21 protein-coding genes are annotated in these 26406 nt (G+C 41.5%); 9 read left to right on the top strand and 12 right to left on the bottom strand.

The genetic code is table 11. From position 1 onward, the window contains the following. The first annotated feature begins 13 nt into the window (after nucleotides 1–13). Both H5088_RS14480 and H5088_RS14475 read left to right on the top strand, forming a co-directional pair. Nucleotides 14–1177, top strand: coding sequence for a hypothetical protein (locus H5088_RS14480; protein ID WP_024606326.1), 1164 nt, complete (start codon nucleotides 14–16; stop codon nucleotides 1175–1177). A 276-nt stretch (nucleotides 1178–1453) separates the two neighbouring features. Further along, nucleotides 1454–2140 (top strand): TorF family putative porin, encoded by a 687-nt coding sequence (locus H5088_RS14475; RefSeq protein WP_024591363.1) that lies wholly within the window; start codon nucleotides 1454–1456, stop codon nucleotides 2138–2140. Between the two features lie 54 nt (nucleotides 2141–2194). Here the strand turns inward: H5088_RS14475 and H5088_RS14470 are convergent, their stop codons facing one another. The 4 genes from H5088_RS14470 to H5088_RS14455 all read right to left on the bottom strand — a co-directional run bounded on the left by H5088_RS14470 (nucleotide 2195) and on the right by H5088_RS14455 (nucleotide 7491). Beyond that, nucleotides 2195–2530: a Bor/Iss family lipoprotein gene (locus tag H5088_RS14470; protein ID WP_182753446.1), complete on the bottom strand. Its 336-nt coding sequence runs from the start codon at nucleotides 2528–2530 to the stop codon at nucleotides 2195–2197. After that, the gene (locus H5088_RS14465; protein WP_182753444.1) at nucleotides 2527–2838 is read right to left on the bottom strand and encodes a Bor family protein; all 312 of its coding nucleotides are present in this window, start codon (nucleotides 2836–2838) and stop codon (nucleotides 2527–2529) included. The genes H5088_RS14470 and H5088_RS14465 overlap by 4 nt, the downstream gene beginning before the upstream one ends. A gap of 183 nt (nucleotides 2839–3021) precedes the next feature. Then, entirely contained in the window at nucleotides 3022–6600 is a 3579-nt protein-coding gene (locus H5088_RS14460) for a M1 family aminopeptidase (RefSeq protein ID WP_182753442.1), read from the bottom strand. Nucleotides 6601–6609: 9 nt separating this feature from the next. Next, entirely contained in the window at nucleotides 6610–7491 is an 882-nt protein-coding gene (locus H5088_RS14455) for an ABC transporter ATP-binding protein (RefSeq protein ID WP_002959519.1), read from the bottom strand. Nucleotides 7492–7678: 187 nt separating this feature from the next. On the opposite strand from H5088_RS14455, the gene H5088_RS14450 reads away from it, so the two are divergent. Next, nucleotides 7679–8356: a nitroreductase family protein gene (locus tag H5088_RS14450; RefSeq protein WP_024594835.1), complete on the top strand. Its 678-nt coding sequence runs from the start codon at nucleotides 7679–7681 to the stop codon at nucleotides 8354–8356. Here the strand turns inward: H5088_RS14450 and H5088_RS14445 are convergent. Further along, entirely contained in the window at nucleotides 8349–8657 is a 309-nt protein-coding gene (locus H5088_RS14445) for a helix-turn-helix transcriptional regulator (protein WP_182753440.1), read from the bottom strand. The genes H5088_RS14450 and H5088_RS14445 overlap by 8 nt on opposite strands. 285 nt (nucleotides 8658–8942) lie before the next feature. Between H5088_RS14445 and H5088_RS14440 the strand changes: the two genes are divergently transcribed. Together H5088_RS14440 and H5088_RS14435 are read left to right on the top strand one after the other, a co-directional pair. Continuing rightward, entirely contained in the window at nucleotides 8943–9287 is a 345-nt protein-coding gene (locus tag H5088_RS14440) for a rhodanese-like domain-containing protein (RefSeq protein ID WP_182753438.1), read from the top strand. 66 nt (nucleotides 9288–9353) lie between these two features. Beyond that, the gene (locus H5088_RS14435) at nucleotides 9354–11132 is read left to right on the top strand and encodes an alkaline phosphatase (protein ID WP_182753436.1); all 1779 of its coding nucleotides are present in this window, start codon (nucleotides 9354–9356) and stop codon (nucleotides 11130–11132) included. Here H5088_RS14435 and H5088_RS14430 read toward each other — a convergent pair. After that, complete coding sequence (locus H5088_RS14430) at nucleotides 11129–11668, bottom strand: PH domain-containing protein (protein WP_182753434.1); 540 nt, start codon at nucleotides 11666–11668, stop codon at nucleotides 11129–11131. The genes H5088_RS14435 and H5088_RS14430 overlap by 4 nt on opposite strands. A 248-nt stretch (nucleotides 11669–11916) precedes the next feature. On the opposite strand from H5088_RS14430, the gene H5088_RS14425 reads away from it, so the two are divergent. The 3 genes from H5088_RS14425 (at nucleotide 11917) to H5088_RS14415 (ending at nucleotide 15129) form a co-directional block, all read left to right on the top strand. Further along, on the top strand, nucleotides 11917–12834 hold the full coding sequence (locus H5088_RS14425; RefSeq protein ID WP_182753432.1) for a homocysteine S-methyltransferase family protein: 918 nt from the start codon (nucleotides 11917–11919) through the stop codon (nucleotides 12832–12834). Between the two features lie 32 nt (nucleotides 12835–12866). Further along, entirely contained in the window at nucleotides 12867–14192 is a 1326-nt protein-coding gene (locus H5088_RS14420) for a basic amino acid/polyamine antiporter (protein ID WP_182753430.1), read from the top strand. Between the two features lie 187 nt (nucleotides 14193–14379). Further along, nucleotides 14380–15129: a MipA/OmpV family protein gene (locus H5088_RS14415; RefSeq protein WP_182753428.1), complete on the top strand. Its 750-nt coding sequence runs from the start codon at nucleotides 14380–14382 to the stop codon at nucleotides 15127–15129. Between the two features lie 87 nt (nucleotides 15130–15216). Here the strand turns inward: H5088_RS14415 and H5088_RS14410 are convergent, their stop codons facing one another. The 5 genes from H5088_RS14410 to H5088_RS14390 all read right to left on the bottom strand — a co-directional run bounded on the left by H5088_RS14410 (nucleotide 15217) and on the right by H5088_RS14390 (nucleotide 23800). After that, a complete protein-coding gene (locus H5088_RS14410; RefSeq protein WP_182753426.1) occupies nucleotides 15217–19521 on the bottom strand; it encodes an alpha-1,6-glucosidase domain-containing protein in 4305 nt (1434 codons plus the stop codon). A 22-nt stretch (nucleotides 19522–19543) separates the two neighbouring features. Next, nucleotides 19544–22417: a TonB-dependent receptor gene (locus tag H5088_RS14405; protein WP_182753424.1), complete on the bottom strand. Its 2874-nt coding sequence runs from the start codon at nucleotides 22415–22417 to the stop codon at nucleotides 19544–19546. Nucleotides 22418–22583: 166 nt separating this feature from the next. Beyond that, a complete protein-coding gene (locus H5088_RS14400; protein WP_182753422.1) occupies nucleotides 22584–23201 on the bottom strand; it encodes a LysE family translocator in 618 nt (205 codons plus the stop codon). Continuing rightward, nucleotides 23202–23384: a hypothetical protein gene (locus H5088_RS14395; protein WP_024604488.1), complete on the bottom strand. Its 183-nt coding sequence runs from the start codon at nucleotides 23382–23384 to the stop codon at nucleotides 23202–23204. Between the two features lie 17 nt (nucleotides 23385–23401). After that, on the bottom strand, nucleotides 23402–23800 hold the full coding sequence (locus H5088_RS14390) for a DUF3224 domain-containing protein (RefSeq protein ID WP_055017962.1): 399 nt from the start codon (nucleotides 23798–23800) through the stop codon (nucleotides 23402–23404). Between the two features lie 89 nt (nucleotides 23801–23889). Here H5088_RS14390 and H5088_RS14385 point away from each other — a divergent pair, with 89 nt between their 5' ends. Next, nucleotides 23890–25668, top strand: coding sequence for an ABC transporter transmembrane domain-containing protein (locus H5088_RS14385; protein ID WP_182753420.1), 1779 nt, complete (start codon nucleotides 23890–23892; stop codon nucleotides 25666–25668). On the opposite strand, the gene H5088_RS14380 is transcribed toward H5088_RS14385, so the two are convergent. Next, entirely contained in the window at nucleotides 25669–26301 is a 633-nt protein-coding gene (locus tag H5088_RS14380) for an OmpA family protein (RefSeq protein WP_002959537.1), read from the bottom strand. It lies immediately after the preceding gene. Nucleotides 26302–26406 lie beyond the last annotated feature (105 nt).

Raw genomic sequence — 26406 nt, 5'->3', positions numbered from 1 at the left:
GATTCTACAAGGCATGAAAAAACTGCTAATTTCACCGTCAAAAATGACGCTAGGCGAACAAGAAAATCAAATCTATCAGAACATTCTGAAGCAATCTTCAGAATTAAGCCTTAACCTTATGGCCGTGAAAGTAGAAAACCACCCTGATGATTTTTTACCTTGGTGTTACGAATTGCTAAGTGCAAGCAGAGATCGTATGAACTACGATTTACTAGAGCCGCAGCAATTACCAGTACTTAAAAAGCTACACGATCAGCTTATTTCAGCTATCAGCTTTTTACAGGTTAAAACTTTACGTATTGCTCCGTGGCCTGTAGTAAGTGTATTTGTAGAACAACACAAAGACGTTATTGCTCTTGATGAACAGCTTCGCTTAGTAGACTACATTAAAAGCATTCGTGAACAATCTCTTAAAGATATGATTCCTGAAGACTTACTTGCGTTTAGCGGTAAGCACATGGCATCACTTGATCCAAGCACATACAACTTTGACGTTGAATGGTTTGCATCAACAAAAAGTGCGAAGAGCTTTCATCAAATGCTTGGCGATTTACCAGGTGCCTTTGACGATGCACTAGTAAATATTCCACTTGAAGGTGACATTACTCAATACGAATATCAACAATTTGTTGCTGCTTATTCAAAAATATTCACCGACAATAATGAAAAACCAACACTTGCGCCTGCAACACGACTGCTTGCAATGCGTCGCCCTGATATATTTACTCCGATCACAAACAATCGATTAGATGCATTATGCGGTGCCCTTGGTGTTTCTAAACTAAAAAATAGTGATTTTGAGCGTTACTGGCAAGATATTGTAAAAGGTATTCAAGCTATGTCATGGTACAAAATGGCTAAACCTAGTAATGAGTTAGAAGAACAATTAGTTGCTATTAAAGCACTAATCCCATGTTTCTTTCACTATGCTGATGCAAAAACACCAGATAACTCTAACTACATCAAACTGTTAAGTAAGCCTAAACGAACTACAACTACGACAGGTAAAACTCAGCGTAGAGGTAAAGAGTCTGCAGAAATTTTAGTAGACCGCGCACTTGCTGCTGACGATATTCCTGAGCACATTCGCAGTAAGCGCGATTCAATTGTGAGTGAAGTTCAAAAAGGTCGTAGTGTAAACGAAACAATTAGCCTTATGCGCACTATATTTGGCTAAAAACTTCTAATTTAGCCGTACTTTTATGGTGCGGCTAGGTTAATTTATGCACCAGCAGTGTGCGCAACATCTTCCTACATACCATATCTCTTCTCAATCTATAAAATACAAGCTCATGTTTTTAATGTATAAAAATAATTTTTAATAAAAAATAATGAAGCTGGCACATACAGTGCAATTATCCCGTTAGTTAAACAATAAAAAGCCGTCAGCCTAAAGGTTCCGAATACATAATAAAAACCTTGGCGAGCAAAAATCATATAACGGGAAATGGACATGCTAAAACTAAAAAAAACCATCGCTATAAGTGCTATAGCATTAATGGGCGCAACATCTTTAACATCAACAGCCGTACATGCTGAAGTAACAGCTAATGCAGCGGCAACATCAAACTACTTATGGCGTGGTCAAGAGCAAACTGGGGGCGATGCAGCTATTTCAGGCGGTATTGATTACGCCAATGAATCGGGCTTTTATGCAGGTACTTGGGCTTCAAATGCATCGTGGGCAGATGAAATGACATATGAGCTTGATTTATATGCAGGCTTTGGTGGCGACATTAACGAAAGCGTTAGCTATGATGTTGGCTATATTTATTACGCTTACCCAGATGCAGCTTCTGAAGCTGACGCAGATTTCTCTGAAATTTACGGTAGCATCAGTGTTGAAGGCTTTACATTTGGTGCTTCAGTACTTGCAACATCAGCTGCAAGTGGTGATGGTACAGACTTTGGTGATTCACTTTACCTGACAGCTGACTACGGTTTTGCTGTTGGCAGTAACGGCACTGAAATGGCACTTCACTTAGGCCACTACTCTGGTGACTTTATTGGCGATGATAATATCTTAGATTACGGTGTATCAATTTCGAAAGATGGGTTCACTTTTGGTTTATCTGATACAGATATGGATGACTCAGATATTAAAGCTTACGTTGCTTATTCTGTAGACTTTAATTTATAAGAAAGAATGTGTTACTTGCTGCGACACGAAGGGCCTTTTGGCCCTTTTCTAGTTTTATAGCTGTTTTGCTTTAAATGGTACCTTATTACATTGTACTTCTACTGTTTTAGGGTACCAAGCTGGGCCAATTTGATTCACAACCACCTCAGCTAAACCATTAGTAAACGATTTATACGTATGAACGCTTTGCCACTCCCCTTGTGGGCAATGTGTTGTTAAATCTAACGGCTCTGATCCCTCGTACAACGCAAGTGCAAAATTATGATGCCACTGTGAGCTTTTTAGCGTTTTATTGCTTACTTTGCTCTGCATACCGTTATCAAAGTAAATATTTGTACACCCCGTTAAAATAATCAGTGTGCAACCGGCTGCAAATAGCTTGATGCTCATAATGCCTCCTCTAGTACTTGCTCTTGGCACCACACTTTAATGGTATGAGGCGAGTATATTCCAAGCGTAATTAAACTCAGCGCTCCATCACTAAACGTTTGCTGTGACTGCATTTGAATAACCGGTGTATTTGAACATATTTGTTTTACGTCTACCCGCTGCTCACCCACTAATCCCCATAAATAAAATGGGCGGCTATCTTCGTAATTAGCTTGGCTCGTTATTTTTGCTGTTGCCTGTGGCTGAATGGTTACCGCAGAACAAGCACTGAGGCTTAATGCTATCGCCCCTATAATTAATGGTTTCATACTCTTCCTTATAAACTAAATACCAGTAAGGTAACTTTATAAGAGAACATAAAATATTAGCGTAAAAAGCTGTGGGGAATATGTAGAAACGCTATGAAGTTTTATACAGTTTATTACACATAAAGGCCGCATAAATGCGGCCTTTAAAGTAGTCAGTTTAATTGGTTAGTAAATAAATAGACTTTAAAACTTAGCTAAGTTGTTTTTACTGTCTTTGTCGACCAGCTTAATGTAAGGATCAACCCCTGCAAATAATGGTTTTTCTTTTACTTTTAGCTCAATAGTATTGGTACCAGATACTATTTGATGCTTTTGCGAGTAAATAACAAAGTCTTCAGCGAGTAAGTTTTCAGGGTCGTCGCTAAATAATGCAATATCAATTAGCTCATCGAGCGGCTGCTCAGTTTCTTCACCTTGTCCATCGGCATGCTGCTTAGTTGCTTCAACGCTCAGTGTTACTGTATAAAAACCTTCGCCATCAACATCATCAGTAACCGACACTTCTTTCATTTCAAGCTCATAAAGCGTTATATATTTAAACTGATCATCAATAAAACGTTGTTCAGCTTGTGTTGCATCTCGCTTTAAATAACTAAGTAAATCAAGTGTGGTTGGGTATGGCGTTGATTGATATTTAAACTCATTCAAAAACGCTTTAAGTGCTGCATTTAAGCGTACTTCACCTAAACGATCATAAATCGCCATCATCGCAACTGAGCCTTTATTGTAATGAAGGTATTGTTGAGCCTGCGTTTTATATAGTGGCATTTCTTCAAAGGCTTCGCCAGTACGGCCCATTAAGTATTTATCTAACTCGTACTTTAAGAATTTACGAAGCTTCTCGGCGCCAAAGCGTTTTTTTAGCACCATAAGCGCACTGTATTGGGAGAGCGATTCAGAAATAACGGCGCTGCCTTCTACATTAGCCCCAGATACTTGATGCCCCCACCATTGGTGTGCAACTTCATGTGCGGTTACATAGTAAGGTAGGTCAACTTTACTCTCATCTCTTAAGTCTGTAATAAAGCCAATACTTTCTGAGTAAGGTACCGTATTGGCAAAACTTTGCGCAAACGAGCGATACTTAGGAAACTCAATAATACGAAGCTGTCTATGCTGATACGGGCCAAAGGCTTGCGTGTAGTAATCTATTGAGTCTTGAACTGACTCAATCATGCGGTCAACATTCCATGCATGATCTTTGTGGTAGTACACCTCAATATTTACCCCGTTATGCTCAACCTTTTTACTTTCAAGCTCTGCCGAAAGCACAGAGTAAAAGTTTATAATTGGAGCATCCATTTCATAAACAAAGGTGCGGCGTCCATCTTTTACACTCTCATCTTTTAAGTAACCTGGAGTAATCGCAAATTGTGACTCATCGGTGGTTACGGTTGCCTTGTAGTTTATAAATCCATTAGCAGGCCCAAACTCATTTTGCGTATAATAGCGGCTGTCTTCTAGTTTATGTGCGCGCTCAAGTTCAGGTAAATCGTGCTTGCGGCGCTCATACTTATCGGCAATTTGAAAATACTTTTGATAACCAAAATTTGGTAATAATTCTCCATTATTTACAAATGTACCGTTGTGCACGAGTTGAGTATCAGATCTCCTATCAACAAAACCGTCGTGTTCACGAGAAACTGAGAGCTCGCCTTCTCGTACTTCATTGGGCATTAGCGGTTGTTCAAACTCAAACCATACCATGCCAAAATCGGTTAAACGCTCTACTATTTTTCCGCCCGCCATTTTTACATCCCAGCTTTTAGATTGGCTAGGCTCGTTGATTAACACACGGGTTATTGGCTCGTTTGCGGTATTGGTAAACTTAATTTTAGCCACGGCATTTAAAGCACGCTTTTTAGGATAAATATCAATGTGTAAGTCAACATCAGTTATTATAGGCAGTGGCAAGTCTTTGTATTGTGAAAACTCTTGCTCATACCTTACTTGTAGCGCTTCGTTATCATCACTTGTTACAAACTCGTTGATTACACGGGTGTTGTAATAAATGTTATAACCCGCGCCCACAAATACCAATAAACTTATAACGGCTGCAATCTGGCCTTTTAAAGACATGTTGTAACGCACTAAAGATAAACGAGTACGCAATGATTGCGACGGGCCGCGATGCCATAAAGCAAACCCTACAATAGCTAAAAACACACTCAATGCCCCCCAATATAGGGTATACCAATGCGCGCCTTGTAAAAAATGTCCATAACCATTTATATCAGAATACGGTACGCTACTGCTTTGAGAAAAATGATACATATGATGCTCAAACCCGTAAGCACCCATTACCATTTGAGCAATGTAATACAGAATAAATAAACCCATACCTATGTATTTATTAGGGCTAATTATTTGTAAAAAGAACGCCAATATAGCCATCATAATTAAAGGCAGTAATGTAAGGTAACCCAACCTAAATAAGTACTGACTAAGCTCTAGGTTAAATTGCCCCTTAAATAGCTGCACTGCAATGGTAAACATCATGCCTACTAAATAAAGGCCACAAACTGCAGTGATTAACGCAATAATTTTAGATACCCAAAACACACTGTTATGCACCGGGAAACTGTCAACAATATCACCCATACCACTTTGGCGTTCTCGCCAAACCAGCTCTGCGCTGTAATAAGCAATAATGATAAACATAAACAAAGCGGAGGAGTTTTGAATAATGCCCACCATGTTTTGTGTGAGCGGCCAATCCGTTGTGCCATATGCGCCAATAGGTGCAAAAAGTGGTGCGAGTAACATAGTAATACTGACACCTGCTAAAATCATAAAAGGGGCACTTAATATAACTTGCTTAAGTTCAAATAAGCTGCGCATTACTAATTGCGATTTCGTATTTACCCCTTTTGACTTGTAATTTTTAGCGCTGCTAATAAGTGCTGCTTGTTTATTTTTTACAAACGTTGAGACAGCAAATTGCTTTTTCTGTTTTTTAGTGACTACGCGATTACCTAACTTTCCGAGGCCAAAAAACATCGCTAAACTTATTGCTACCCATAAAATACGGTTAATTAAAAAATCGCCCGAAAGCGTTAACACTTCAGTATTTTTATCACTTACAGTCCAGTAACGGGTTAAGTCAATTAATGAACCAGTGCCAAATGGGTCTGCGTAAACAACAATATTTCTAAACGCTAAATCATCAAAATAGATACTCGCCAATTGGTAGCTTATATAAATCACCACGGCCGTTACATATACCGCCATCATGGTTTTAAAATAGACCGCCACACTATTAAAAATAGCACTGAGCACCAATAAGCTTGGCACTGCTAAATATAAAAAAGGCGCTGCGTAATATATAAACCTATTAGGGCCTACTAGCTCGCTATCGAGCCAGCCAACCAACAAACCAAATTGAGATCCTAAACACACGCCTAATGGCACAGTTAAAAAAACAACTAGCACAACCAAGTAAGCACCAAAAAAACGTCCTGATTGATAAGCAAGCGGGTTAACGGGCTTACTAAACACCAGCTCATCCATTTTGGTCTCGCTGTTGCGAATCGCTGAGCTTGCAACAAAGTTAACCACTAAAAACATAGCAATCGTACAAAAGGTAACCGTTAAAACCATAATGGTATAAGGCGAGTTCATATGAACATTAGCCCCACCTAACGGAAACTTACTACTGGAGCTTATAAAAAACGCCATAAAAAAGAATATTAATGAGGTCACATAAAACGAAGGCTGACGCATAAAATAGCGCAGCTCAAACGCTAGCATATTAAAAAACATAGCGCCCCCTTATGCTACTTGGCTGTTACGATGATTAAGCAACGTAGAAAAATACACATCTTCTAGGTTTGCACTGCTGAGCTCAAAACCTTCAGGGGCTTCATTGGCTAATACATGTAATATGGTTTGCCCAGCAAATAAGCGTTTTGAAATAACAGGCAGCTGCGGTTCAAGCTCTAGCGCTTCTTCTTGGCTCATGGCTTTGCGCCAAATTTGGCCTTGGAGTTTATCGGTAAGGGCAATTGGATTGCCCTCTAATAGTATTTTACCGCCTGCCAGCACCGCCATGTTTGGGCAAAGCTCTGCAACATCTTCAACGATATGGGTCGATAATATAACGACTTTTTGCTCGCCTAAGCTTACTAATAAGTTATGGAAACGATTACGTTCCTCTGGGTCTAGCCCCGCTGTTGGCTCATCAACGATTAGTAAATCAGGGTCACCCAGTAATGCCTGTGCAATACCAAAACGCTGGCGCATACCGCCCGAAAAGCCACTGACCGCTTTTGAGCGATGTTGATATAAATTAGTATGTGCAAGTAATCCTTCAACCGACTCTTTACGCTCTGCTTTATTATGAATTCCCTTTAAAACAGCCATATGGTCCAGTAAGTCGTAAGCACTAACACGCGGGTACACACCAAAATCTTGCGGTAGATAACCCAAACGTTGGCGCAGAGCCTGTGGGTCTTTAAAAACATCAATACCATCAAAAGTGATTGAACCCGAATCAGCCGACTGCAGTGTTGCAATGGTACGCATTAGCGATGATTTACCTGCGCCATTTGGCCCTAGCAGCCCAAACATTCCTTTTCCTATAGATAAATCAACACCTTGTAGTGCATGTACGCCATTATCGTAGGTTTTAGATAACCCTGTTATTGATAGCATTTTTACTTCCTTGAATATGAGTAATTATTTTTATAATGTTTTATACCACAAGGAAAATAGGAACATAAGTTACTTGCTGGTTAAATTTATAACAATAAATAAACATAATTTAAACTCATAACACTTGCCTGCACTGTATTCACTCGGTATAAAAACCACATATACTTTTTATAAGAAACGAAAAGCCATGCAAGATCACCAAAGCCAGCCGTTAAATGACTTTATAGAATATCCACATGAAGAAATGCTAAATCGTGCTAACGAGTTTTTACAAACCAGCCAACGCCGCCATAGCATTCGCAGCTTTAGCGATCGCCCAGTACCAAAAAATATTATTGAAGCATGTATAAAAGCAGCTGGCACAGCACCAAGTGGAGCGAATCATCAGCCTTGGCATTTTGTGGCTATAAACAGTAGCGATGTAAAAAAACAAATAAGAGAAGCCGCAGAAAAATTAGAGCGTTCTTTTTACGAAGGCAGAGCAGGTGAAGAATGGTTAGATGCGCTAAAACCGTTAGGTACCGACGCCAATAAACCTTATTTAGAGCATGCACCTTGGCTTATAGCTGTATTTAGTCAAAAAAAGGGCGGCGTAAGCACCGATGATAAAAATACGAATTATTATGTGCATGAGTCTGTTGGCTTAGCTACCGGCTTTTTAATTCAAGCTTTGCACCGCAGTGGTTTGGCAACCCTTACTCATACTCCAAAGCCAATGAGTTTTTTGACCGACATATGTAATCGCGATAAAGATAACGAACGCCCATACATGCTACTTATTACAGGCTACCCAAGTGATGATGCAACAATACCTGCTCATGCACTGGATAAAAAATCACTCGATGAAATAGCTACGTTTATTTAGTATTTTCTGCTCGGCAAAACCACTCATATAGCAAAGCAATGAACGACTCAACTTTTGGGTCGGTCAACGAGTAATAAATAGTGTGCCCTTCTCTGCGAGTAGCAACCATATCTGCCTTGCGTAAACTTGCTAAATGCTGAGATAACGCTGACTGTGCTAAAGGTACATTTTTATTTAGCTCACCTACACTTTGCTCACCTTGTAATAAACTACATAAAATCATTAAGCGATTTTTGTTAGCCATTAATTTTAAAAACTGTTCGGCTTGCTCTGCGTTGACAGCTAGTTGTTCAATATTCATTTTTATTATTTCTCTTTTTGATACCTTTTTAAGTATAGACTTTTACATTAGTAGGTTCTAATATAATTAACATTAGACTTTACTAATATTAAGGTAATCACAAAATTAACGATGCCATTTTATTAATCGGCGGAAGTGCTGTAGCAGTATCCGCACTATTAAGTTACTTTATATAAAGTAACTTTCAGTTTTTAACGTTATTTATAAGTATTAACTCAATTCACCTACTTATACCAAGTAGCACTCATTAATGTCTTTTTTAAGAAAAAGAGGATTTACAAACTAATGCTTACATCAATCCCTGACTTACTAAAAATTATCACACCTAACCAACGCCGTATTGACGCAGCGCAGGCGAAACTCGAACTTGAACAAAATAAGGGTTTACTTATTGATGTACGAGAACCTGCTGAGCATGCCAATGTAGCTGCGGTAGGGGCAATAAATATTCCACGCGGATTACTCGAAATGAAGCTAATGGAAATAGAAAAAGACGCTGCACGCCCTATTTACTTACATTGTGCCAGCGGTGCCCGCGCCACCTTAGGTGCAGAAGCGCTAACCCGCGTAGGCTACGAAAACGTTACCGTTATTACGTGTAATGCAACGCAAGTAAGTGAAGTTTTTTAATTTCTTCACAAAAAAGTAACCTAAATTGCCTACACTTTGCTTTTTACATTTTACAGGTACAAAGCAATGGCATTTACACGGAGAAGTTTTTTAAAAGCATCGGCAGCAGGATTTGGCGCTGCCGTATTATCACTTGGTTTAACAGGTTGTCGTTTTGACGATGATGACGACACACCCGTTAGCTTTGACCACGGCGTTGCCAGCGGCGACCCGCTAAGCGATAGCTTAATTATTTGGACCCGTGTAACCCCACTCGATGTAACAACTAAATCGTTAAAAGTACAATGGCAAGCCGCCACCGACCAAAGCTTTACAAATATTGTTCACGATGGTGAAACACATATCAGTGATACCACCGACTTTACTCTTAAAGTTGATTTACAAGGGCTTGATGCCAACACCGTTTATTACTATCGCTTTAATGCACACGGAAAAACCTCCCCTATCGGACAAGGTAAAACGCTTCCTGTCGGTGCGGTTGATCAGGTGAAATTAGCTGTTGTATCGTGCGCAAATTATCCTGCCGGGTATTTTCATGTGTATGGCGAAATTGCTAAGCAAAGCGATTTAGATGCGGTACTGCACTTAGGTGATTACATATACGAATACAGCAATACGGGTTATGCAACCGAAGACGCCGCACAGTTGGAGCGACTGCTACCCTTAGATAACAGCAGCGAAATTATCGCACTGACCGATTATAGAAAACGCTATGCAAATTATCGCCTCGATGCCGACTTACAAGCAGCCCATAGCCACTGTGCATTTATAACAGTGTGGGACGACCACGAAATCACCAACGACACATGGCGCGAAGGCGCAGAAAATCATAACGAAGGTGAAGGCGAATTTAGCCAACGTAAACTCAATGCACTACAAGCCTACTTTGAGTGGATGCCAATTCGTAATGTAGCCGACAAAGAACGTATTTACCGACGCTTTGAGTTTGGTAATTTAGTCTCTTTATACATGCTAGATACTCGTGTATTAGCCCGTGATGAGCAGCTTAACTATAGTGATTTTGACCTTACCTCCCCTGCCGGGCAAAGCGCATTTGCTGCAGCAATAGGCGCGACTGACCGTGCATTATTAGGCAGCGAACAACTTACATGGCTTAGCGATGCAATCACGACCTCAAGCACACAGTGGCAAGTGTTAGGGCAACAAGTGCTAATGACAAAAATGCACTTACCAGTAGAGGTCATGTTACTACTTGCTAGCTTACAAAGTGCTCAGGCAAATGGTGGCGATCCAAGTGAATTGCTCGCACAGGCTAATGTATTATTTGCAGAGCTGGCGCAAATTAAAGGCCGTGTATTAGCGGGCGACCCAAGTGTAACCGAGGCAGAGCTTGCCCGTGTTCAAACCACCATACCGTATAACCTTGATGCGTGGGATGGCTATGCCTACGAGCGAGAAGTATTATTAGGTACCGCTATTGCAGCACAAAAAAACTTAGTAGTTTTAGCCGGAGATACTCATAACGGCTGGGCGGGACAGCTTAAAACTGATGCCAGTAACCCTATTGCAGCCTCACAAAATGCTGGGGTGGAATTTGCAACGGCATCGGTTTCATCACCAGGGCTTGAAGAATATTTAGCGCTAAACACACAAGATGCACAAACCGTAGCGCAAATAGAGCAAGTAATTGCCTTATTAGTTGATGACCTTGCTTATAATAATTTAGTAGAGCGCGGCTATTTAACCGTTACATTTACACCTGCAAAAGCCAGTGCTAAGTGGAATTATATAAGCACAATTAAAGCGCGCGAATATCAGGTTGTTGAAAGCCGTACCAAAGAGCTAAGTATGCTGGCAGGTCAGGCTCAATTACAAAACGCTTAACGCTTCGCCTCTAAAGCTGCCAAACGCGTATCTATGCGCTCTACTACCTCAACTAAGCGAGCAAGTAATGCTTGGTTGAGGTGATCTTCAGCAAGCTCCTGTGTTTTAGGGGCTTGCGCAGCTAAGTTATCTTTTTGCTCAAGTATGGCTTCTCTAAACTCACTGGCATTTTCAACACCAAGTAATGACACCAATGCACCATTTCCTGACTGCCCTGCAGTTTCAAAGCTTAACCGATATAAGCCAAAAAAGCGCATAAGCGGCCCTTGGTTCAGCCCAACATCGGTTATTTTTTCAAGCGGTATAGATTTTTCTTCTTTAAATAAAATGCCGCGTTTAACAACCAGCTTTTGCGTGAGTAATTGCGCCGACATAGCGGCCAAAATTTTACCTGCCACCAGCCATACAACAAATAACACCAAAGGTATAAGTGGAATGGTCACTAGTGCAACGGCACTAAAAAAGCATGCCATGGTCATCCAGTATTGCTTCACTTTGGGATCAAAGCTGGCACTTTTTAAAATAGAGTTGCTCATTGGTTTATCCTTAATCTACTTAAACACGGCGCTTTACTGCTAGTAAAATACACTGCTTGTTTAAGTTACGTGATCAATTACTTCAATGCAATTTAACGAGGTTGTTAAGCAATGATAACGCTTAGTTAATACGCCCATTATTTTAATTTATAGGGTTGTTTAACCTAATTGTGTGCTTTATATTCTGGCAACAGCTTTATAGACGTCTAAACATCCAAAGTGAAATTATCTCATACAAAGGGAACATAATGACAACTCATACTCTAACTTTACTCGATGGCGGCATGAGCAGAGAGCTCACTCGTATTGGTGCGCCATTTCAGCAACCTGAGTGGTCAGCATTGGCAGTAATAGAAGCCCCTGACAAAGTAACGCAGGCTCATAGTAACTTTATACAAAGTGGTGCCACTGTTATTACCACAAATAGCTATGCATTAGTGCCTTTTCATATTGGCGAAGAACGCTTTAATCAATCTGCTAAATCACTGGCTGAAACCGCCGGACTAGCGGCTAAAAAAGCGGTCGAGCAACACAATAAAGGCACAAAAATAGCGGCAAGTTTACCTCCTATGTTTGGCTCATATCGCCCAGATTTATACCAAGCAGAGCAACTAACACGCATTGCTACGCCTTTAATAGAAGGCCTAGCACCTTATGCCGACCTGTGGTTAATAGAAACCCAAAGCCTCATTCAAGAAGCGCTCGATATTAAAGCACTAATCAGTAAAGTAAGTGATAGTCAAAAACCTGTGTGGGTTGCCTTTACCCTTGACGATGAAAACCCCAACGAGCAAGCCACGTTACGCTCGGGCGAGTCGGTGAAAGATGCGGTCACTGCAATGCTAAAAGAAAATGTAAAAGGCATTTTATTTAATTGCTGCCAGCCCGAGGTAATAGAGCAAGCTTTAGTTTTAACCCAAAAGGAATTAAAAATACAAAGAGCAGAGCATGTTCAAGTGGGTGCTTACGCAAATGCATTTGCGCCACAAACTAAAGAAGCCACAGCTAACGAAGGGTTAGATGAGGTTCGCAAAGACTTAACCCCGCTCTCTTACTTGCAATGGGCTAAGCAATGGCAACAACAAGGTGCCAGCATAATTGGTGGCTGCTGCGGTATAGGCCCTGAACACATTGCAACATTAAATCAGCACTTTGCCTCTTTATAACGCTAATTATTAGCTTACATGTAAGTAGTAAAATGAAAGAAAATAAAATTGGATTAGTCGCACTTACCGCGCTGGTATTTAGTGCAATGGTAGGGGCTGGGATATTTAGTCTGCCACAAAATATGGCCGAAGTGGCTGGTGTAAATGCTGTTTTAGTAGGTTGGCTTAACACCGGTGTGGGTATTTTATTGCTTGCAGGGTGTTTTTTACAATTATCACGCGCTAAGCCAGAGCTCGACGGCGGCATTTATATTTATGCTAGAGAAGGCTTTGGCGAACTAGCAGGCTTTTTATCTGCATGGGGCTATTGGCTTTGCGCCACCATTGGGGTGGTGGGTTATTTAGTCGTGGCTTTTGCTGCTTTAGGCGCATTTGTAGATACGCCAACATTCACCCTATTTGGCCAGGGTAATACCCTTATGGCGTTTATTTGCGAATCTATTATTTTATGGGCTGTGCATTTAATTATTGTTAAAGGCATTAAACAGGCCTCTTTCATTAACCTGCTTGGCACTATCGCTAAAGTGATCCCGCTGTTGCTATTTATCGGCTTTGCTTATGCTTATTTTGACCCTAACGTATTTAAGGCAAATCAAAGCCATGTGAGTGTGCAAACAGACTTTATTGATCAAGTAAAAAATACCATGCTTATTACTTTATGGGTATTTACTGGTATTGAAGGGGCTGCCGTGCTCTCTGCACGTGCCAAAAACCGTAAAGATATTGGCCTAGCCACGGTGATAGGCGTTGTTGCAGCGCTTATTTTATATATTGCTATTACCATGCTGTCATTTGGGATAATGAACCAAAGCACTATTGCCCAACTTAGTAACCCTTCAATGGCGGGCATTATGGCCATGATGAGTGGCACTACAGGCAAAGTTATTATAAGTGCGGGGCTTATTGTGTCGGTACTGGCTTCTTACTTAAGTTGGATTATTTACGCCGCCGAAGTGCCTAACAGCGCGGCTAAATACGGCGCATTTCCTAACGTTTTTAAAAAGCAAAATCATAACGGAACGTCTATAGCGTCATTAACTTTAACCAGCCTTACAGTGCAACTTTGCTTAGTGCTTATTTTATTTACTGGCGAGAGTTATAACACCTTAGTGCTTGTATCAACGTCTATGATATTGGTGCCGTACTTTTTAGTTGCCGCCTATATGGTAAAAGTCGCCTTTGCACAAAAGCTCTCGGTACCCATTAAGCTAATGGGGTTAGGCGCAAGTGTGTATGGTTTATGGCTTGTTTATGCTGCGGGGCTAAACACATTAGCGCTTTCACTTATTTTATATATTCCAGGCACGTTATTATTTATGTATAGCCGTAAACAATTTAAATTAAATCAACACGCTTAAAGTATCCATACTCAGGTTTTATCTTTATTAAAAGCCTGAGTATTAACCCACTTACATTCAGATAAACTTTCATACACTCTCTTACAAACGCCAATCAAAAATATAGCTACACTAAAGCCTAATAGCGTTGCGGCACACTTTACTTATCGCAAACAATTTTCACTTTTTACTTAACACCAAGGCTCCTATGAACACTTATATACAAAACTCACTACGGTTATTAGTTGGCACACTTGCACTTGGCAGCATTACTGCTCAAGCTGAGTCGCAGTTTTCTTTAGGGGGCGGTGTCATTTCTACCAGCTCACCTTATGCAGGTACCAACAGTGAAACGCTATTTTTACCTATCATTACTTACGAAGGCGAAAGGCTTAGTTTTAAAGGTTTTTCGCTTGATTATAAATTAGTGGAGCAGCAAGGTTTTAACTGGTCATTAGTTTTAGAGCCAGGAGATAACTTTGATACCTCAGATTCAGACCTTGCAGCCATAAAAGCCTTAGACGATAGAAAGCTATCACTCTACGCTGGCACGCAGGTTAGTTACACTGCAAGCTTTGGTAAAATAAGCGCCAGTGCTACCCATGATGTAATAGGCCACGGCGATGGCGCTAAATTTAAAACCAATTACAGTTACCCTATTAAGTTATCTAAACAACTAATGCTCGTTCCTTCTGTAGGTGTTGAGCTAAATAGCAGTGATGTATCTAACTATTATTATGGTGTAGCACTGGGCGAATCTACCACCTATGCGCCTTACGAACTTGGTTCTACGGTTAACTACAATGCGGGTTTATTTTTAATGTATTACATTAATAAAAACTGGAACGTAAATGCCATGGTTAACTATAAGCAGCTCGATTCTGATATTGAAGACTCACCCATTATTGATACCGATAACACCACGACTGTTATGATGTCGGTTAACTATCGTTTTTAATCCCCCCTTTTGTTAGGTATTAATTAGGCATTAAAAAAGCCGAGCATACAGGGCTATGCTCGGCTTAGGTCTGGGAAAATATAACCGCTACTGTTTGTTGATAAGTATGCTCACATTCTCTCTATCTGGGCCTATTACCTTGAAGGAGTAAGTACCTTGTTCGGTAATATTTAGTGCTATATTGGCACCTACCGCCTCAAGTAGTGTTAGTTCATCAATTGCCACTACCGGCGTATCGCCTGCTCCACCGTAATCAACGGTACTCCAATCTTCAGACGCTACTTTAAATTCGTAGTCACCTGCTTCTAAATCTATTGATGTAGAGTAAATTGCATCACCCTCGTACATAAGCGGGTTATCAGTACTCCAGTCATTTAAGCTGCCGCGAATAAATACCGTTGTTTGTGCAAACATTTCAGCGTTGAGCACTTTTAGCGATACGTTATTTAAATCACTGGCGTCAAATATAAACTGGTATTCACCTTCTTCTGCAATGTCGATGGTCATATTCGCGCCCGCAACCGACAACTGCTCAGCGGTGCCAACCATTACACTGGCATCACCCTCAGCCGATCCATAATCAACCGTGCTCCAATCTTCTGACGCTACTTTAAATTCATAACTTGCAGCACTCAGTGTTTTAGTAAAGGTGTAAATGCCTTTACCTTTATAACTTAGCTCATCGGTTACTCCCCAGTCATTAAGCGTACCGCGCACATAAATAGCAGTGCCTATAAATGGCTCTTCGTTGTATAAAGTAAGCGTTGGATTTTCAGGGTTTGAAGCATCAAGTGAAAATACATAGGTTGCATCAATAGCAGCGCTGAATGTCATGTTTGCACCTGAGCGCGTTAATGCCTCACTTTGGTTTTCAACTACATCTTTATCAGCGTCAGTAAGCGCGCCAAAATCAACTGTAGACCAATCTTCAGAGGCAATTTTAAATTCGTAATCGCCAGCGCTCAGTGCAATTGCTATACGGTATTCACCCTCGCCAATATATTCAAATGCATCGCGTGTGCCCCAGTCGTTTAAAGTCCCGCGCACAAACACAGCGGTGCTGCCATAAGGTACTACATCAGGTGCACCCACTGTCGCATTTGCACTTAAACCAGCACCTTGGCTCTCACCTTGGTTTTTAGTAAATACAGCTAATGTGTAAGGCGGTACAGTAAATGTGCCTTCGTTATCGCCAGCAGCAAAATTAGCATCGGTCATGCTTGCATCAACACTGTTTTTTAATACATCGTGTAATTCAAAATCCGCTGCGGTGGCAATAGTATGGCTAAGGGTTTGCTCGGTTGCGTTAATCACGACAACAAGCGCGTCAAATGCAGGGTCTAAGTCTGTTAGCCCTTCGCCATCATCAATGCTCATTACAATTAAGCCATGTTGCTGCGCTTTACCTACGTTATGAAAACCCACTCGCTCAATAACATCTTGCTCTGTGGTTAATCTAAAGAGTGGGCTGCTACTACGTATTTGTAAAAATTCATTAAATACATCATGTGCAAAGGTAATATCTTGTGGCTGTGCAGCCGCTTGGGTATTAGCAGAAATAGGCATAATTTCTTGCCATTTCACTTCGTTGTCTTGCGCGGGTGGCAAGCCAATATTCCAGTTATTGGTATCTTGGGTAAAATCAACAAAGTTAAACCAGTCGCCCGAATCGTAGCTGTTACGATCCATCGATTTTGAACGTAGCAAGTCGGCGCCCATTTGCATAAATGGAATACCTTGGCTCATAAGAGGGAGTGCTAACGCCATATTATGAGCACGAACGCGCTGCTCAATACTCATGTTAGCGCTGTGTTTATATTGCAGCTGATCCCATAGTGTTTCGTTATCATGTTTTGATACGTAATGAATGCTATCGGCAGGGTCTAGTGCATACGCCGTTGGCTGAGTATTCCAAGTAAAGCTATTACCCTTTACTGAGTTACCTTTAAAGTCTTTTAAAATGTAGTTTTGTAAATTACCCGCAAGCGACAAACGTAAAGTATCTTGCTCTGCTAAATTGCCATCTGTTGAGCTATTACTAAATAATGCGCCGCCGCGAACGGCTTCACGAATACGGTCGTTAAATGTACCTACTTCGCTACCGGCCATATCGGCTTGTTTGGCTTGTACAAATAATCGGTTATTTGCCACCTCACCAAAGTCCCAGCCTTCGCCATAAAAGTAGTTATCTTCATCAACGGCTTGCACTGCATCGCGTGCTGCAAGAATTGACGATTTTGGCATATGCCCCATTACATCAAATCTAAAGCTGTCGTAGCCAAATTCGCGTGCCAAAATAACTAATGAATCGCTAACAAACTTATCCATCATTACATGCTCTGTGGCTGTATTTTCACAACACGTTGAGCGCTCTATTTCACCACTTACTTCGTTATAACGGTGATAGTAACCCGGTACTAGTTTGTCAAATACCGACTTATCCCAAATACCCGACGATGTTGTATGGTTATAAACCACATCAAGCACTACGCGCAGACCAATAGATTGCAGTGATTGCACCATAGCGCGGGTTTCTTTAACGCGGGCAATGCCCTCTGGGCTTGAGGCGTACGAGCCTTCAGGCGCTATAAAGTAATGCGGATCGTAACCCCAGTTAAAGCTATCTAAGCTGCGCATAGCATTGGCAAGTGCTTGTGCGTCATCTGAGCCTGGTAAATAACCGCTCATTAAATCAATAATGGTGCTGCTTTTATCTTGGGTTTTACACGCATCGGCTTCATCGTTGATTTGCTCACATAAATCACCTAGCGTATCGCTAATATCTACATGCTTACTGATGTCTTCATCTATGGTGCCAATATCAGTAATAGGTAATAAATGAAAATGCGTTAAGCCATTTTGAGCCAAAGTTTGTAAGTGCTGCATAGGAGCACTATTTAGCTCAGTAAACGCAAGGTACTTACCACGGTTAGCCTCTGTTACGCTTTTATCGCGTGCGCTAAAGTCACGTACATGGCCCTCGTAAATAATCGCATCTTCTGGGTTTTCTACAGTAGGAATTAGGCGTGTATCCCACCCTTCTGGTTTAGTGTCTTCATCGGCTAAATTAATCAACTGGCTGTATAAACCATTGGTAGATACGTTTAGTGAGTAAGGGTCTGTGCTCCAAAGTGACTCTATTTGCTGAGTCAGTGGGTGGTAAACATCAAAATTAAAGCGGTAGTAGTGGCGGTCGTATTGCATATCTACACTTGCTTGCCAAATACCTGTCTGTGTATTTAATGTCATTGGCGTAGAGTGCACTTGTGTTTTTGCATCATCAAACACGTTTAGCATCATGTTATTAGCGGTGGGTGCCCACACAGTTACATCAATCGCGTTATTGCCATAATTTACACCCAGCACAGCTTCATTAGCATCGCCTTCGCCTTGCGTATAAAGGGCATCGAGTGCTTTAGCGGTTTGCACATAGCTTGCTTCTAGAAGCTTACCTTCACTATCGTAACCTGCAATAACAAGCTGCGATTTAATAAGCGTTTTGGCAGTGCTTGTATCCCAACTTCCTTCGTATGCGTTCCAGGTGGTTAAATGCGGTACTTTTGACGCTTGCTCATCAGTGATATTGCTTGATTGCAGCGTAACAGTATCGCCGTTTAAACCAGTATCAATATCCACTTCAAGCTCAGCCGTAGCTGATGAATGTAACTTAATCAGGCTTGTAAGCTCGTTACTTGGTTTATACAAAATAGTATTTAAATCAATCCAATGCGCTGAAGCACCTGTTATAGCAACTGCGCGTTCGCCTAAACTTAATATAGGGTATTCAAACACCGAAGGCTCGCCATGAATGGTAAAGTTCATACGCTGAAAGGTTTCATCGTCTTGCATCAGCGGCATGGTTAAATCCACATCACCAAACGCCTTACCTGATCCTTCTGTACCAATATGAATAATAAAATTGGCACATTCGTTATAACCCTCTTTAAGGTTAATTATCCAGTACGCACCGTAGTTTGGATCAATACCATCGTATTCATGGCCGTTAGCCCAATCACTGGTATCAAATGGTGGTGCATAAGCATCACACACATCGTTATTCCACGAATGTAATCGGTAGCCTTCGTAGTTATCATCGGCTAAGCGGTTATAAAATAAAACCGCCTCTCCCTCCCCTGCAAATACAACAGGGTCTGGCAGGGTTGGGTCGGCGCCAACCACGCAACTTTCGTTATTTTCATCAGGTACTGTAGGTGCAGGGCACGATATAGGTTCGGGATCGACACATTGTGACCCCGCTTCATTAGGGACTTGTGGCACATTACAGGTAAGTAATGGTTCACCAGATTCAACATCACCTGTTCCACCACACGCTGCTAATAGCATTAACGCTAACGTTATTAGCAAATATTTAGACATAGTTATAATTTTCATTTTTAAACGCTCCGTTTGCTAATTAATGACTGTATGTAAAACCAAGGTAGAACTGACGACCAAAGTACTGAGTCGTCCCTGTTCGTTGCTCTGAGCCAAAGTAACTTTGGGTTGGTTCATCGGTTAAGTTATTAACTTGCAAAAGCATTGTTAGCGAGTCGCTAAAGCGATAAGAGGTTTGAAAGTCGACTACAGTTTCGGCATCAAAATTAACCACTTGCTCGTTAATGGCAACCTGCTCTGATACAAATTCATCGCGGTAACGCACATTAAGGCGGGTTTCAAAATCCTCTAAAGCATAAAACACCGTGGCATTAAACACGTTATTAGACAGCCCAGGTAAAGATTGCGCTAATGTATCGCCCCCTAAACTGGTAATCGATTCAATTTCACTTTCGGTGTATGAGTAACTTGCATTAGCACCTAAGCCATTAAATGGCGCAGGCAAAAAGCTAAACACTTGCGTATACGCAAGCTCTAACCCTCTAATGTAGCCACCTTCACCGTTATTAACCGCCGTGGTGTAAATACCGTTAGTTGTGGCAACTTGCTCGCCACTAACTGGGTCTTCTATAGAGTCAGGTACGTTAAAGCCATTACCTTTAAAGTCGAAGTTTTCGATTGATAAGGTTTCAACAAACGAGTCTATATTTTTATAAAATAACGCCGCAGCGATAGTGCCGTTGCCTTCTTCAAAATAATATTCGTAAGATAAGTCGTATTGGTCGGCATAAAAGGGTTTTAAAAATGGGTTATTAGTACTTGAGCCATTAATAACACCATCATCGCTTACGTTTGCACTGGCATCGCCCGCTAAGCGGTTAATTGGCGCACGCGACATTACTTTAGCCGCAGCAAAGCGTACAAGTGAATTATCGTTAAGTTGCAGGTTTAAATTTAATGATGGTAAGTAGTCGGTGTATTTAGTGCCTAATACATTAGGTGCGTATAAATTATTTACAATGCCGTTCTCATCAACAATATTTTGCGCACCTAAGCGCGCATCGCCTGCTACGTTCTCTAGTACCGTTGCAGATTGATCGGTTTCAACGCGGCGCACACCCACATTACCCGATAGGTCGAGCCCGGCAATTTGCGTGTTAATGTTTACCATAACGTACGCAGCTAGCACATCTTCAAATACCGAGCCGCTTTGTAACACTGACCACGAATAGTTAGTTGTGTAACCTTGCGCGTCGTCTACGCCATCGGCGTTGCCCCATGTTTGAACTGGCTCTGGCGTGCCATCTGGAAACCACGCGTTAAGTGCTTTGTCTAAATCAATGGCTAAATATGACGGGAAATAACTAAACTCGCCCTGCCAGTCAACCACAGAGGCCATATCGTCGGTTAAACTCAAAGGCGGTTGCGTTGCTGAAAACGCCCCGTCGTTACCGTACTCAAATACCGAACGCTTTCGGCTGTATTCTCTATCTGAGTAGCGCGCACCAAACTCTACTGAGCTAAATATGTCGCTTTCTAGCTCGTATTTAAAATCTAGTCTAAATGCCGTTACTTCATCTTCTGTTTGATCTGGGTAAATACCATATTTGCTGACCATTACACGGTCTATATCGCTAAAGGCGGCCGCCTGATTAAACCCAACGTCAGGTAAATTTAAGCCGTTTAATTGATAGTTAATTGCTACGTTGTTATCAAATACTGGCGTTTCTGCATTGGCATCTTCTGCTACTAAGCTCCACAGTAAGCCATTTCTAAAATTACTTTTTGCGCGAGAAAGCGACACATCGGCATTTACGCTTAATCTATCGGTTACCTGCCAATCGGCATTAACGCCAAAACTATCTACTTCGTCAAAGTCTTGGTTGTCGTCGTTAACTATTTCAACGCGGGTATAGCTTTGCGAAGTACGATTAACCGCTGCGCCTATTACGGCATTACCGTCGAGCTGAGCGTTTGCATATGCAGCTGTTGGCCCGCCTAATTTAACCCTCAGGCCACGGGCAAACGACTCTTTATCAAAGCGCGATAAAAACGCATCACCTTTTAATTTAAAGTTATCTGCCGGTGCCCACTCTATGGCTGCTAAATAGCCATTACGGGTTTCTTCGCCACCTAAATGCTGTAGCTCAAAGCCTTCGCTAATGTATTCGTTTTCTGGGTTAGCTAAAGGGCCATTGGTGTCGTTAGCTGCGCCATCTACATCTTTTGTGTCGTTGTAAGCAAGGCCAATAAACTGCGTTGCTACACTTGGCTGAAACAAGCGCGCATAGCCCAGCGCCACGCCCAATGTGTCGTCTAGGTATTTGCCTTGATACGAAAAACTAATTCGGTCGCCAAATTCAGTGGCATCCGATACCTCTGAGGCGCGGTCGTTATACATACCGCGCACATTAGCTACAAATTTATGTGTTTGGTCGTTATTGAGTGGGCTGGCGGTTTCAAGCTCTACCGTACCGGCCACGCCACCTTCAATAAGCGATGCCTTTGGCGATTTGTATACCGCCGCAGAGCTAATTAATTCTGACGGATATTGGTCAAACTCAATACTGCGGCTGCCACTTGTAGATACTTGCTCGCGGCCATTAAGTGTTGAAAATACAAACCCGCCCGACAGCCCGCGTATATTAATTTGCGCCGCTTGGCCGCCCGTTCTTACTGCTGAAATGCCTGGTAATCGTGTAAGCGCATCGGCCATTGAAATATCAGGCAATGCCCCTAAATCATCGGCAGAAATTTGTTCTGACACCGTATCGCTAAAACGCTTTTGATTTAAAGATTGGATTAAACTGCGACTAAAGCCTCGCACTTCAATAATTTCTAAATCTTCAGCTTGTGTGCTGGGTGATTGATTTGTTGAGCCTTCGTTTGCAGCCAATGCACTATTTGCGGCAAATAAAGCCAGCATAAGTGCACTTAGTTTAAACTTGTCCATGTGTGTGAACCTTTGAGTTATTGTTGTCAGGTGTTGCTGTGTTGTTCAAAACACAACCAACAAATTGTAACTAAAAGGTAAAATTAATGTGATGAATACGTATGCAGGGCATGAGAGTTAGGCTGCAGGTGTATGCGCGTACATACACCTACATTTGGAACGCTATTTAAAGGCTAAGCACCACTTTTATCGCAAGAGCGATAAATACGACTCCCAGTATTTTATCAAGCCACGGGTTTTGCTTGGTAAATCCAAAGCGGTTTTTTGAAACCTCAGTCAGTAACGCCACCAGCAAGTACCAACCGGTATCAATTACAAACACGGTTAAACACATAATTATGCCCACACTTAAAGTAAGTAGCTGAGGGTCAATAAACTGTGAGAACAAGGCTAAAAAGAAAATAGCGAGCTTGGGGTTCAAAAAAGCAATGGCAAAACCATCTTTTAATGCTTTAGCTGCACTTACCTCACTTTTTTGTACTTCAAGTTCGTTATTGCTGGGTTTTGCTAGCAATATTTTTATACCTAAATACGCCAAATAGGCCGCACCTAAGTAAACGAGTATTTGATAAACAGTTGGAAACTGCATCATTAAAGCGCCTAACCCTAATAACGATGCACCAGCATACAAGCCAACGCCAGTACCATGACTGAGCGCGGCAAGCATACCGTTTTTCATACTGCCGTTAAGTGAGTGCTTTAAAACCACCGCTAAACTTGGTCCTGGCGACATTGCGCCCATCATGCAAATAGCCGCTAGGCTTAACCATACTGTAAATGTCATTTAAAGCTCGTCAGTTTCAATAAGTAATGTATAACCGTGCACTTGCCCATAAAAACCTGCCAAGGGCACTGCGTTTATTACTTTCCAGCCATCTTGGTTTAATTCCTGTATGCGGTCATTCAGTGCGACTATATCTACCCCACCCAAAAAACGGGTCTTTCTAAATTCGATTACTTTTTGCATTTTAATCCTTGAGTATCTTATAACGTGTATTCAAAATCGTAGTGGTGAATCCCTTGCTCAATACGTATTTTCATACTGCCCGTTAACCCTTCTAGCTCATGAGTACCTGAGTCGGGAATTACATTTAAAATTAGGCTGTCTTGGCCTTTATCCATAGTGCCAAAATGCTGCAGTACAAAACTGCCTTTTTTACCTTCAAGCTCGCCTATTACTTGCTCTATGGCAACATAACCGGCACTGCCTTGTGTGGGTGTCATGGCGCTTAGCATTTCGCCTTGGCTGGTGGCATTTAAGCTACCTTTAAATGTTTTATCTATCGACATACGCCCTAAATTAACGCCGTTTTGGCCGCTTGCGTAACCTTCAATTGGGGCTAGATTTACATTAAATTCTCCACTTACGGTTGCAGTAGTCATAACGTTTCCTTATTGGCTAATATTTAATAGTATTGATTTTTATTATCTTAGTGCCATATCTATACCTTAACCTTTAAAAAGAATCCACTATGTCAAAAACAAGCCCTAAGAACGAAAAAGCCGCTTTTAGTAGTTTATTACCTATTTTTGCTTTTATTAAACCGTATAAATGGATGGTAGTAGCGGCGCTTGCTGCCCTGTTAGTAACAGCAGGTGTTAACTTATCCTTAGGGCAAGGGGTTAAGTTTGTCATAGATCATGGCTTTATAGCTGGCTCCCAAGCGCAGCTACAACAAGCTGTATTGGTGCTTATTGGTTTAATTAGTTTATTGGCCGTGGGCACCTTTAGCCGCTTTTATTTAATGTCGTGGATTGGCGAGCGAGTCAGTAACGATATTCGCAAAGCCGTGTTTAATCGCATTGTTACTTTGCACCCAAGCTACTTTGAAGAAAACCGCAGTGGCGAGCTTATGTCACGTTTAACAACCGACACAACATTACTGCAATCAATTATTGGTTCATCATTTTCTATGGCGCTGCGCAGTGTACTTATGCTGGTTGGTGGACTTGCTATGCTGTTGTTTACTAATTTAAAACTTACTTTAGTGGTTGTTGCTTGTGTGCCGTTGGTACTTGTTCCTATGATGGTATTTGGTAAAAAGGTGCGCAAACTTGCAAGCTCCAGCCAAGATGCCATAGCCGATATAAGCACCTACGCCGGCGAGATCATTCAAAATATTAAAGTTGTGCAAAGCTATAGCCACGAAGAACAAGAGCAGCACGCTTTTGCACTTGAAACCGAAAAAGCCTTTAATGTGGCTAAAAGCCGCATTAAGCAACGTTCGTTTTTAATTGCAGCGGTAATATTTTTAACTTTTAGCGCTATTAGCGCAATGCTGTGGGTCGGCGGCAGTGACGTATTAGCAGGTACCATGACTGGCGGTGAGCTAGGAGCCTTTGTGTTTTACGCTATTATGGTGGCAATGTCGGTGGCAACCGTTGCTGAAGTATATGGCGAACTACAACGCGCAGCAGGCGCAGCTGCAAGATTACTTGAGTTACTTGCTGTTAAAAGTGAGATAGAAAACCCACTAAATCCACAAGATAGTAACTTACTAAAAAATAGTAACAGCCCTGCTATTACGCTTGAGAATATAAGCTTTAACTACCCTTCTCGCCCAGACGTAAGCGCACTTAATAAAATAAGTTTAAATATACTTCAAGGCCAAACTGTGGCTATTGTTGGCCCTTCTGGCGCAGGTAAAACAACCTTATTTGAATTACTACAGCGCTTTTACGATCCGGCTAGCGGAGCCATTAAATTTAAAGATATAAACATTAAAGAATTATCGCTTAATACCCTCAGAGGTAAAATGGGTATGGTCGCGCAAAACCCTATCTTGTTTAGCTCCGATGTAATGCATAACATTCGCTACGGCAACCCAAAAGCAAGTGACGAGCAAGTATATGCCGCTGCCAAACATGCTCATGCAGATGAATTTATTAAACAATTACCGCAAGGTTATAACAGTTTTTTAGGTGAGCAAGGTGTGCGGTTATCGGGTGGGCAAAAGCAACGTATTGTGCTTGCGCGTGCCATACTAAAAGACCCTGAAATACTCCTTCTTGATGAAGCCACCAGCGCACTCGATGCTCAAAGTGAGCACCATGTACAAGCAGCGCTTGAGCATTTAATGCAAAACCGCACCACGCTTATTATTGCCCATAGACTAGCAACGGTTAAACATGCCGATGTGATTGTGGTAATGGAAAATGGAGAGATTATAGCAACGGGTACCCACCAAGAATTAGTAGCAAGTAACCCGTTGTATCAAAAACTGTGTGAATTACAGTTTAATAAAGACTAATTATTCTTCAGTGTTTGGTACTATTTGAATTTCTACACGGCGGTTTTGAGCACGGCCATTTGCACTATCGTTAGTCGCAATTGGACGTGTTTCGCCATAACCCATAGTACTTACACGCTCAGCCATAATCTGCTGGTTCACTAAGTAGTTTTTAACGCTTTGAGCACGTTCACGCGATAGGTTCATGTTGTAGCTGTCTTTACCTGTGCTATCTGTGTGGCCTTCAATACTTAGGTACGTTTTTTCGTATTTGTTCATCACTTTAGCAATAGCATCTAAGGTATCGTTAAAGCCAGACGAAATATAAGATTGGTCGGTCGCAAACGTAATATTAGATGGCATAACTAAACGCAAGTTATCTCCTTCACGTACAACTTCAACACCAGAGCCTGCAAGTTCATCACGAAATGCTTCTTCTTGCTTATCCATGTAGTTACCCACTGCAGCGCCAGCTAGTGCGCCGATAGCAGCGCCTATAAAAATACGCTTATCTTTATGGTTACTTGTTGCTTTACCTAATACGCCACCCGCTGCTGCGCCAATAGCCGCACCTTTGCCGGTGTTATTCATTTCACAACCAGAAAGTAATACAGCTACTACGGTTACGCTTAAAAGTGATTTAGTTAAAGTCATGGTGATACCCTATTCATTAAGAATTTAGCAAGAGTATGCAAATACATGTATGAACAAACTATGAAGAGAGTGTTAAAAGCAGCGCATCTTGCTTGATTGTTAAAC

It is taken from the genome of Pseudoalteromonas sp. SR43-3 (assembly GCF_014163875.1).
GTDB classification, from domain to species: domain Bacteria; phylum Pseudomonadota; class Gammaproteobacteria; order Enterobacterales; family Alteromonadaceae; genus Pseudoalteromonas; species Pseudoalteromonas distincta.
The sequence above is the reverse complement of the archived record's forward strand: the minus strand, read 5'-3'. Positions and strand labels throughout refer to the sequence as shown.

What these genes read in the sequence shown, in the direction of transcription:
- H5088_RS14380 (WP_002959537.1), bottom strand. Translation starts at nt 26,301, where the DNA reads ATGACTTTAACTAAATCACTTTTAAGCGTAACCGTAGTAGCTGTATTA.
- H5088_RS14415 (WP_182753428.1), top strand. Translation starts at nt 14,380, where the DNA reads ATGAACACTTATATACAAAACTCACTACGGTTATTAGTTGGCACACTT.
- H5088_RS14400 (WP_182753422.1), bottom strand. Translation starts at nt 23,201, where the DNA reads ATGACATTTACAGTATGGTTAAGCCTAGCGGCTATTTGCATGATGGGC.
- H5088_RS14410 (WP_182753426.1), bottom strand. Translation starts at nt 19,521, where the DNA reads ATGAAAATTATAACTATGTCTAAATATTTGCTAATAACGTTAGCGTTA.
- H5088_RS14480 (WP_024606326.1), top strand. Translation starts at nt 14, where the DNA reads ATGAAAAAACTGCTAATTTCACCGTCAAAAATGACGCTAGGCGAACAA.
- H5088_RS14465 (WP_182753444.1), bottom strand. Translation starts at nt 2,838, where the DNA reads ATGAAACCATTAATTATAGGGGCGATAGCATTAAGCCTCAGTGCTTGT.
- H5088_RS14475 (WP_024591363.1), top strand. Translation starts at nt 1,454, where the DNA reads ATGCTAAAACTAAAAAAAACCATCGCTATAAGTGCTATAGCATTAATG.
- H5088_RS14420 (WP_182753430.1), top strand. Translation starts at nt 12,867, where the DNA reads ATGAAAGAAAATAAAATTGGATTAGTCGCACTTACCGCGCTGGTATTT.
- H5088_RS14455 (WP_002959519.1), bottom strand. Translation starts at nt 7,491, where the DNA reads ATGCTATCAATAACAGGGTTATCTAAAACCTACGATAATGGCGTACAT.
- H5088_RS14440 (WP_182753438.1), top strand. Translation starts at nt 8,943, where the DNA reads ATGCTTACATCAATCCCTGACTTACTAAAAATTATCACACCTAACCAA.
- H5088_RS14445 (WP_182753440.1), bottom strand. Translation starts at nt 8,657, where the DNA reads ATGAATATTGAACAACTAGCTGTCAACGCAGAGCAAGCCGAACAGTTT.
- H5088_RS14390 (WP_055017962.1), bottom strand. Translation starts at nt 23,800, where the DNA reads ATGACTACTGCAACCGTAAGTGGAGAATTTAATGTAAATCTAGCCCCA.
- H5088_RS14405 (WP_182753424.1), bottom strand. Translation starts at nt 22,417, where the DNA reads ATGGACAAGTTTAAACTAAGTGCACTTATGCTGGCTTTATTTGCCGCA.
- H5088_RS14450 (WP_024594835.1), top strand. Translation starts at nt 7,679, where the DNA reads ATGCAAGATCACCAAAGCCAGCCGTTAAATGACTTTATAGAATATCCA.
- H5088_RS14435 (WP_182753436.1), top strand. Translation starts at nt 9,354, where the DNA reads ATGGCATTTACACGGAGAAGTTTTTTAAAAGCATCGGCAGCAGGATTT.
- H5088_RS14395 (WP_024604488.1), bottom strand. Translation starts at nt 23,384, where the DNA reads ATGCAAAAAGTAATCGAATTTAGAAAGACCCGTTTTTTGGGTGGGGTA.
- H5088_RS14430 (WP_182753434.1), bottom strand. Translation starts at nt 11,668, where the DNA reads ATGAGCAACTCTATTTTAAAAAGTGCCAGCTTTGATCCCAAAGTGAAG.
- H5088_RS14460 (WP_182753442.1), bottom strand. Translation starts at nt 6,600, where the DNA reads ATGTTTTTTAATATGCTAGCGTTTGAGCTGCGCTATTTTATGCGTCAG.
- H5088_RS14470 (WP_182753446.1), bottom strand. Translation starts at nt 2,530, where the DNA reads ATGAGCATCAAGCTATTTGCAGCCGGTTGCACACTGATTATTTTAACG.
- H5088_RS14425 (WP_182753432.1), top strand. Translation starts at nt 11,917, where the DNA reads ATGACAACTCATACTCTAACTTTACTCGATGGCGGCATGAGCAGAGAG.
- H5088_RS14385 (WP_182753420.1), top strand. Translation starts at nt 23,890, where the DNA reads ATGTCAAAAACAAGCCCTAAGAACGAAAAAGCCGCTTTTAGTAGTTTA.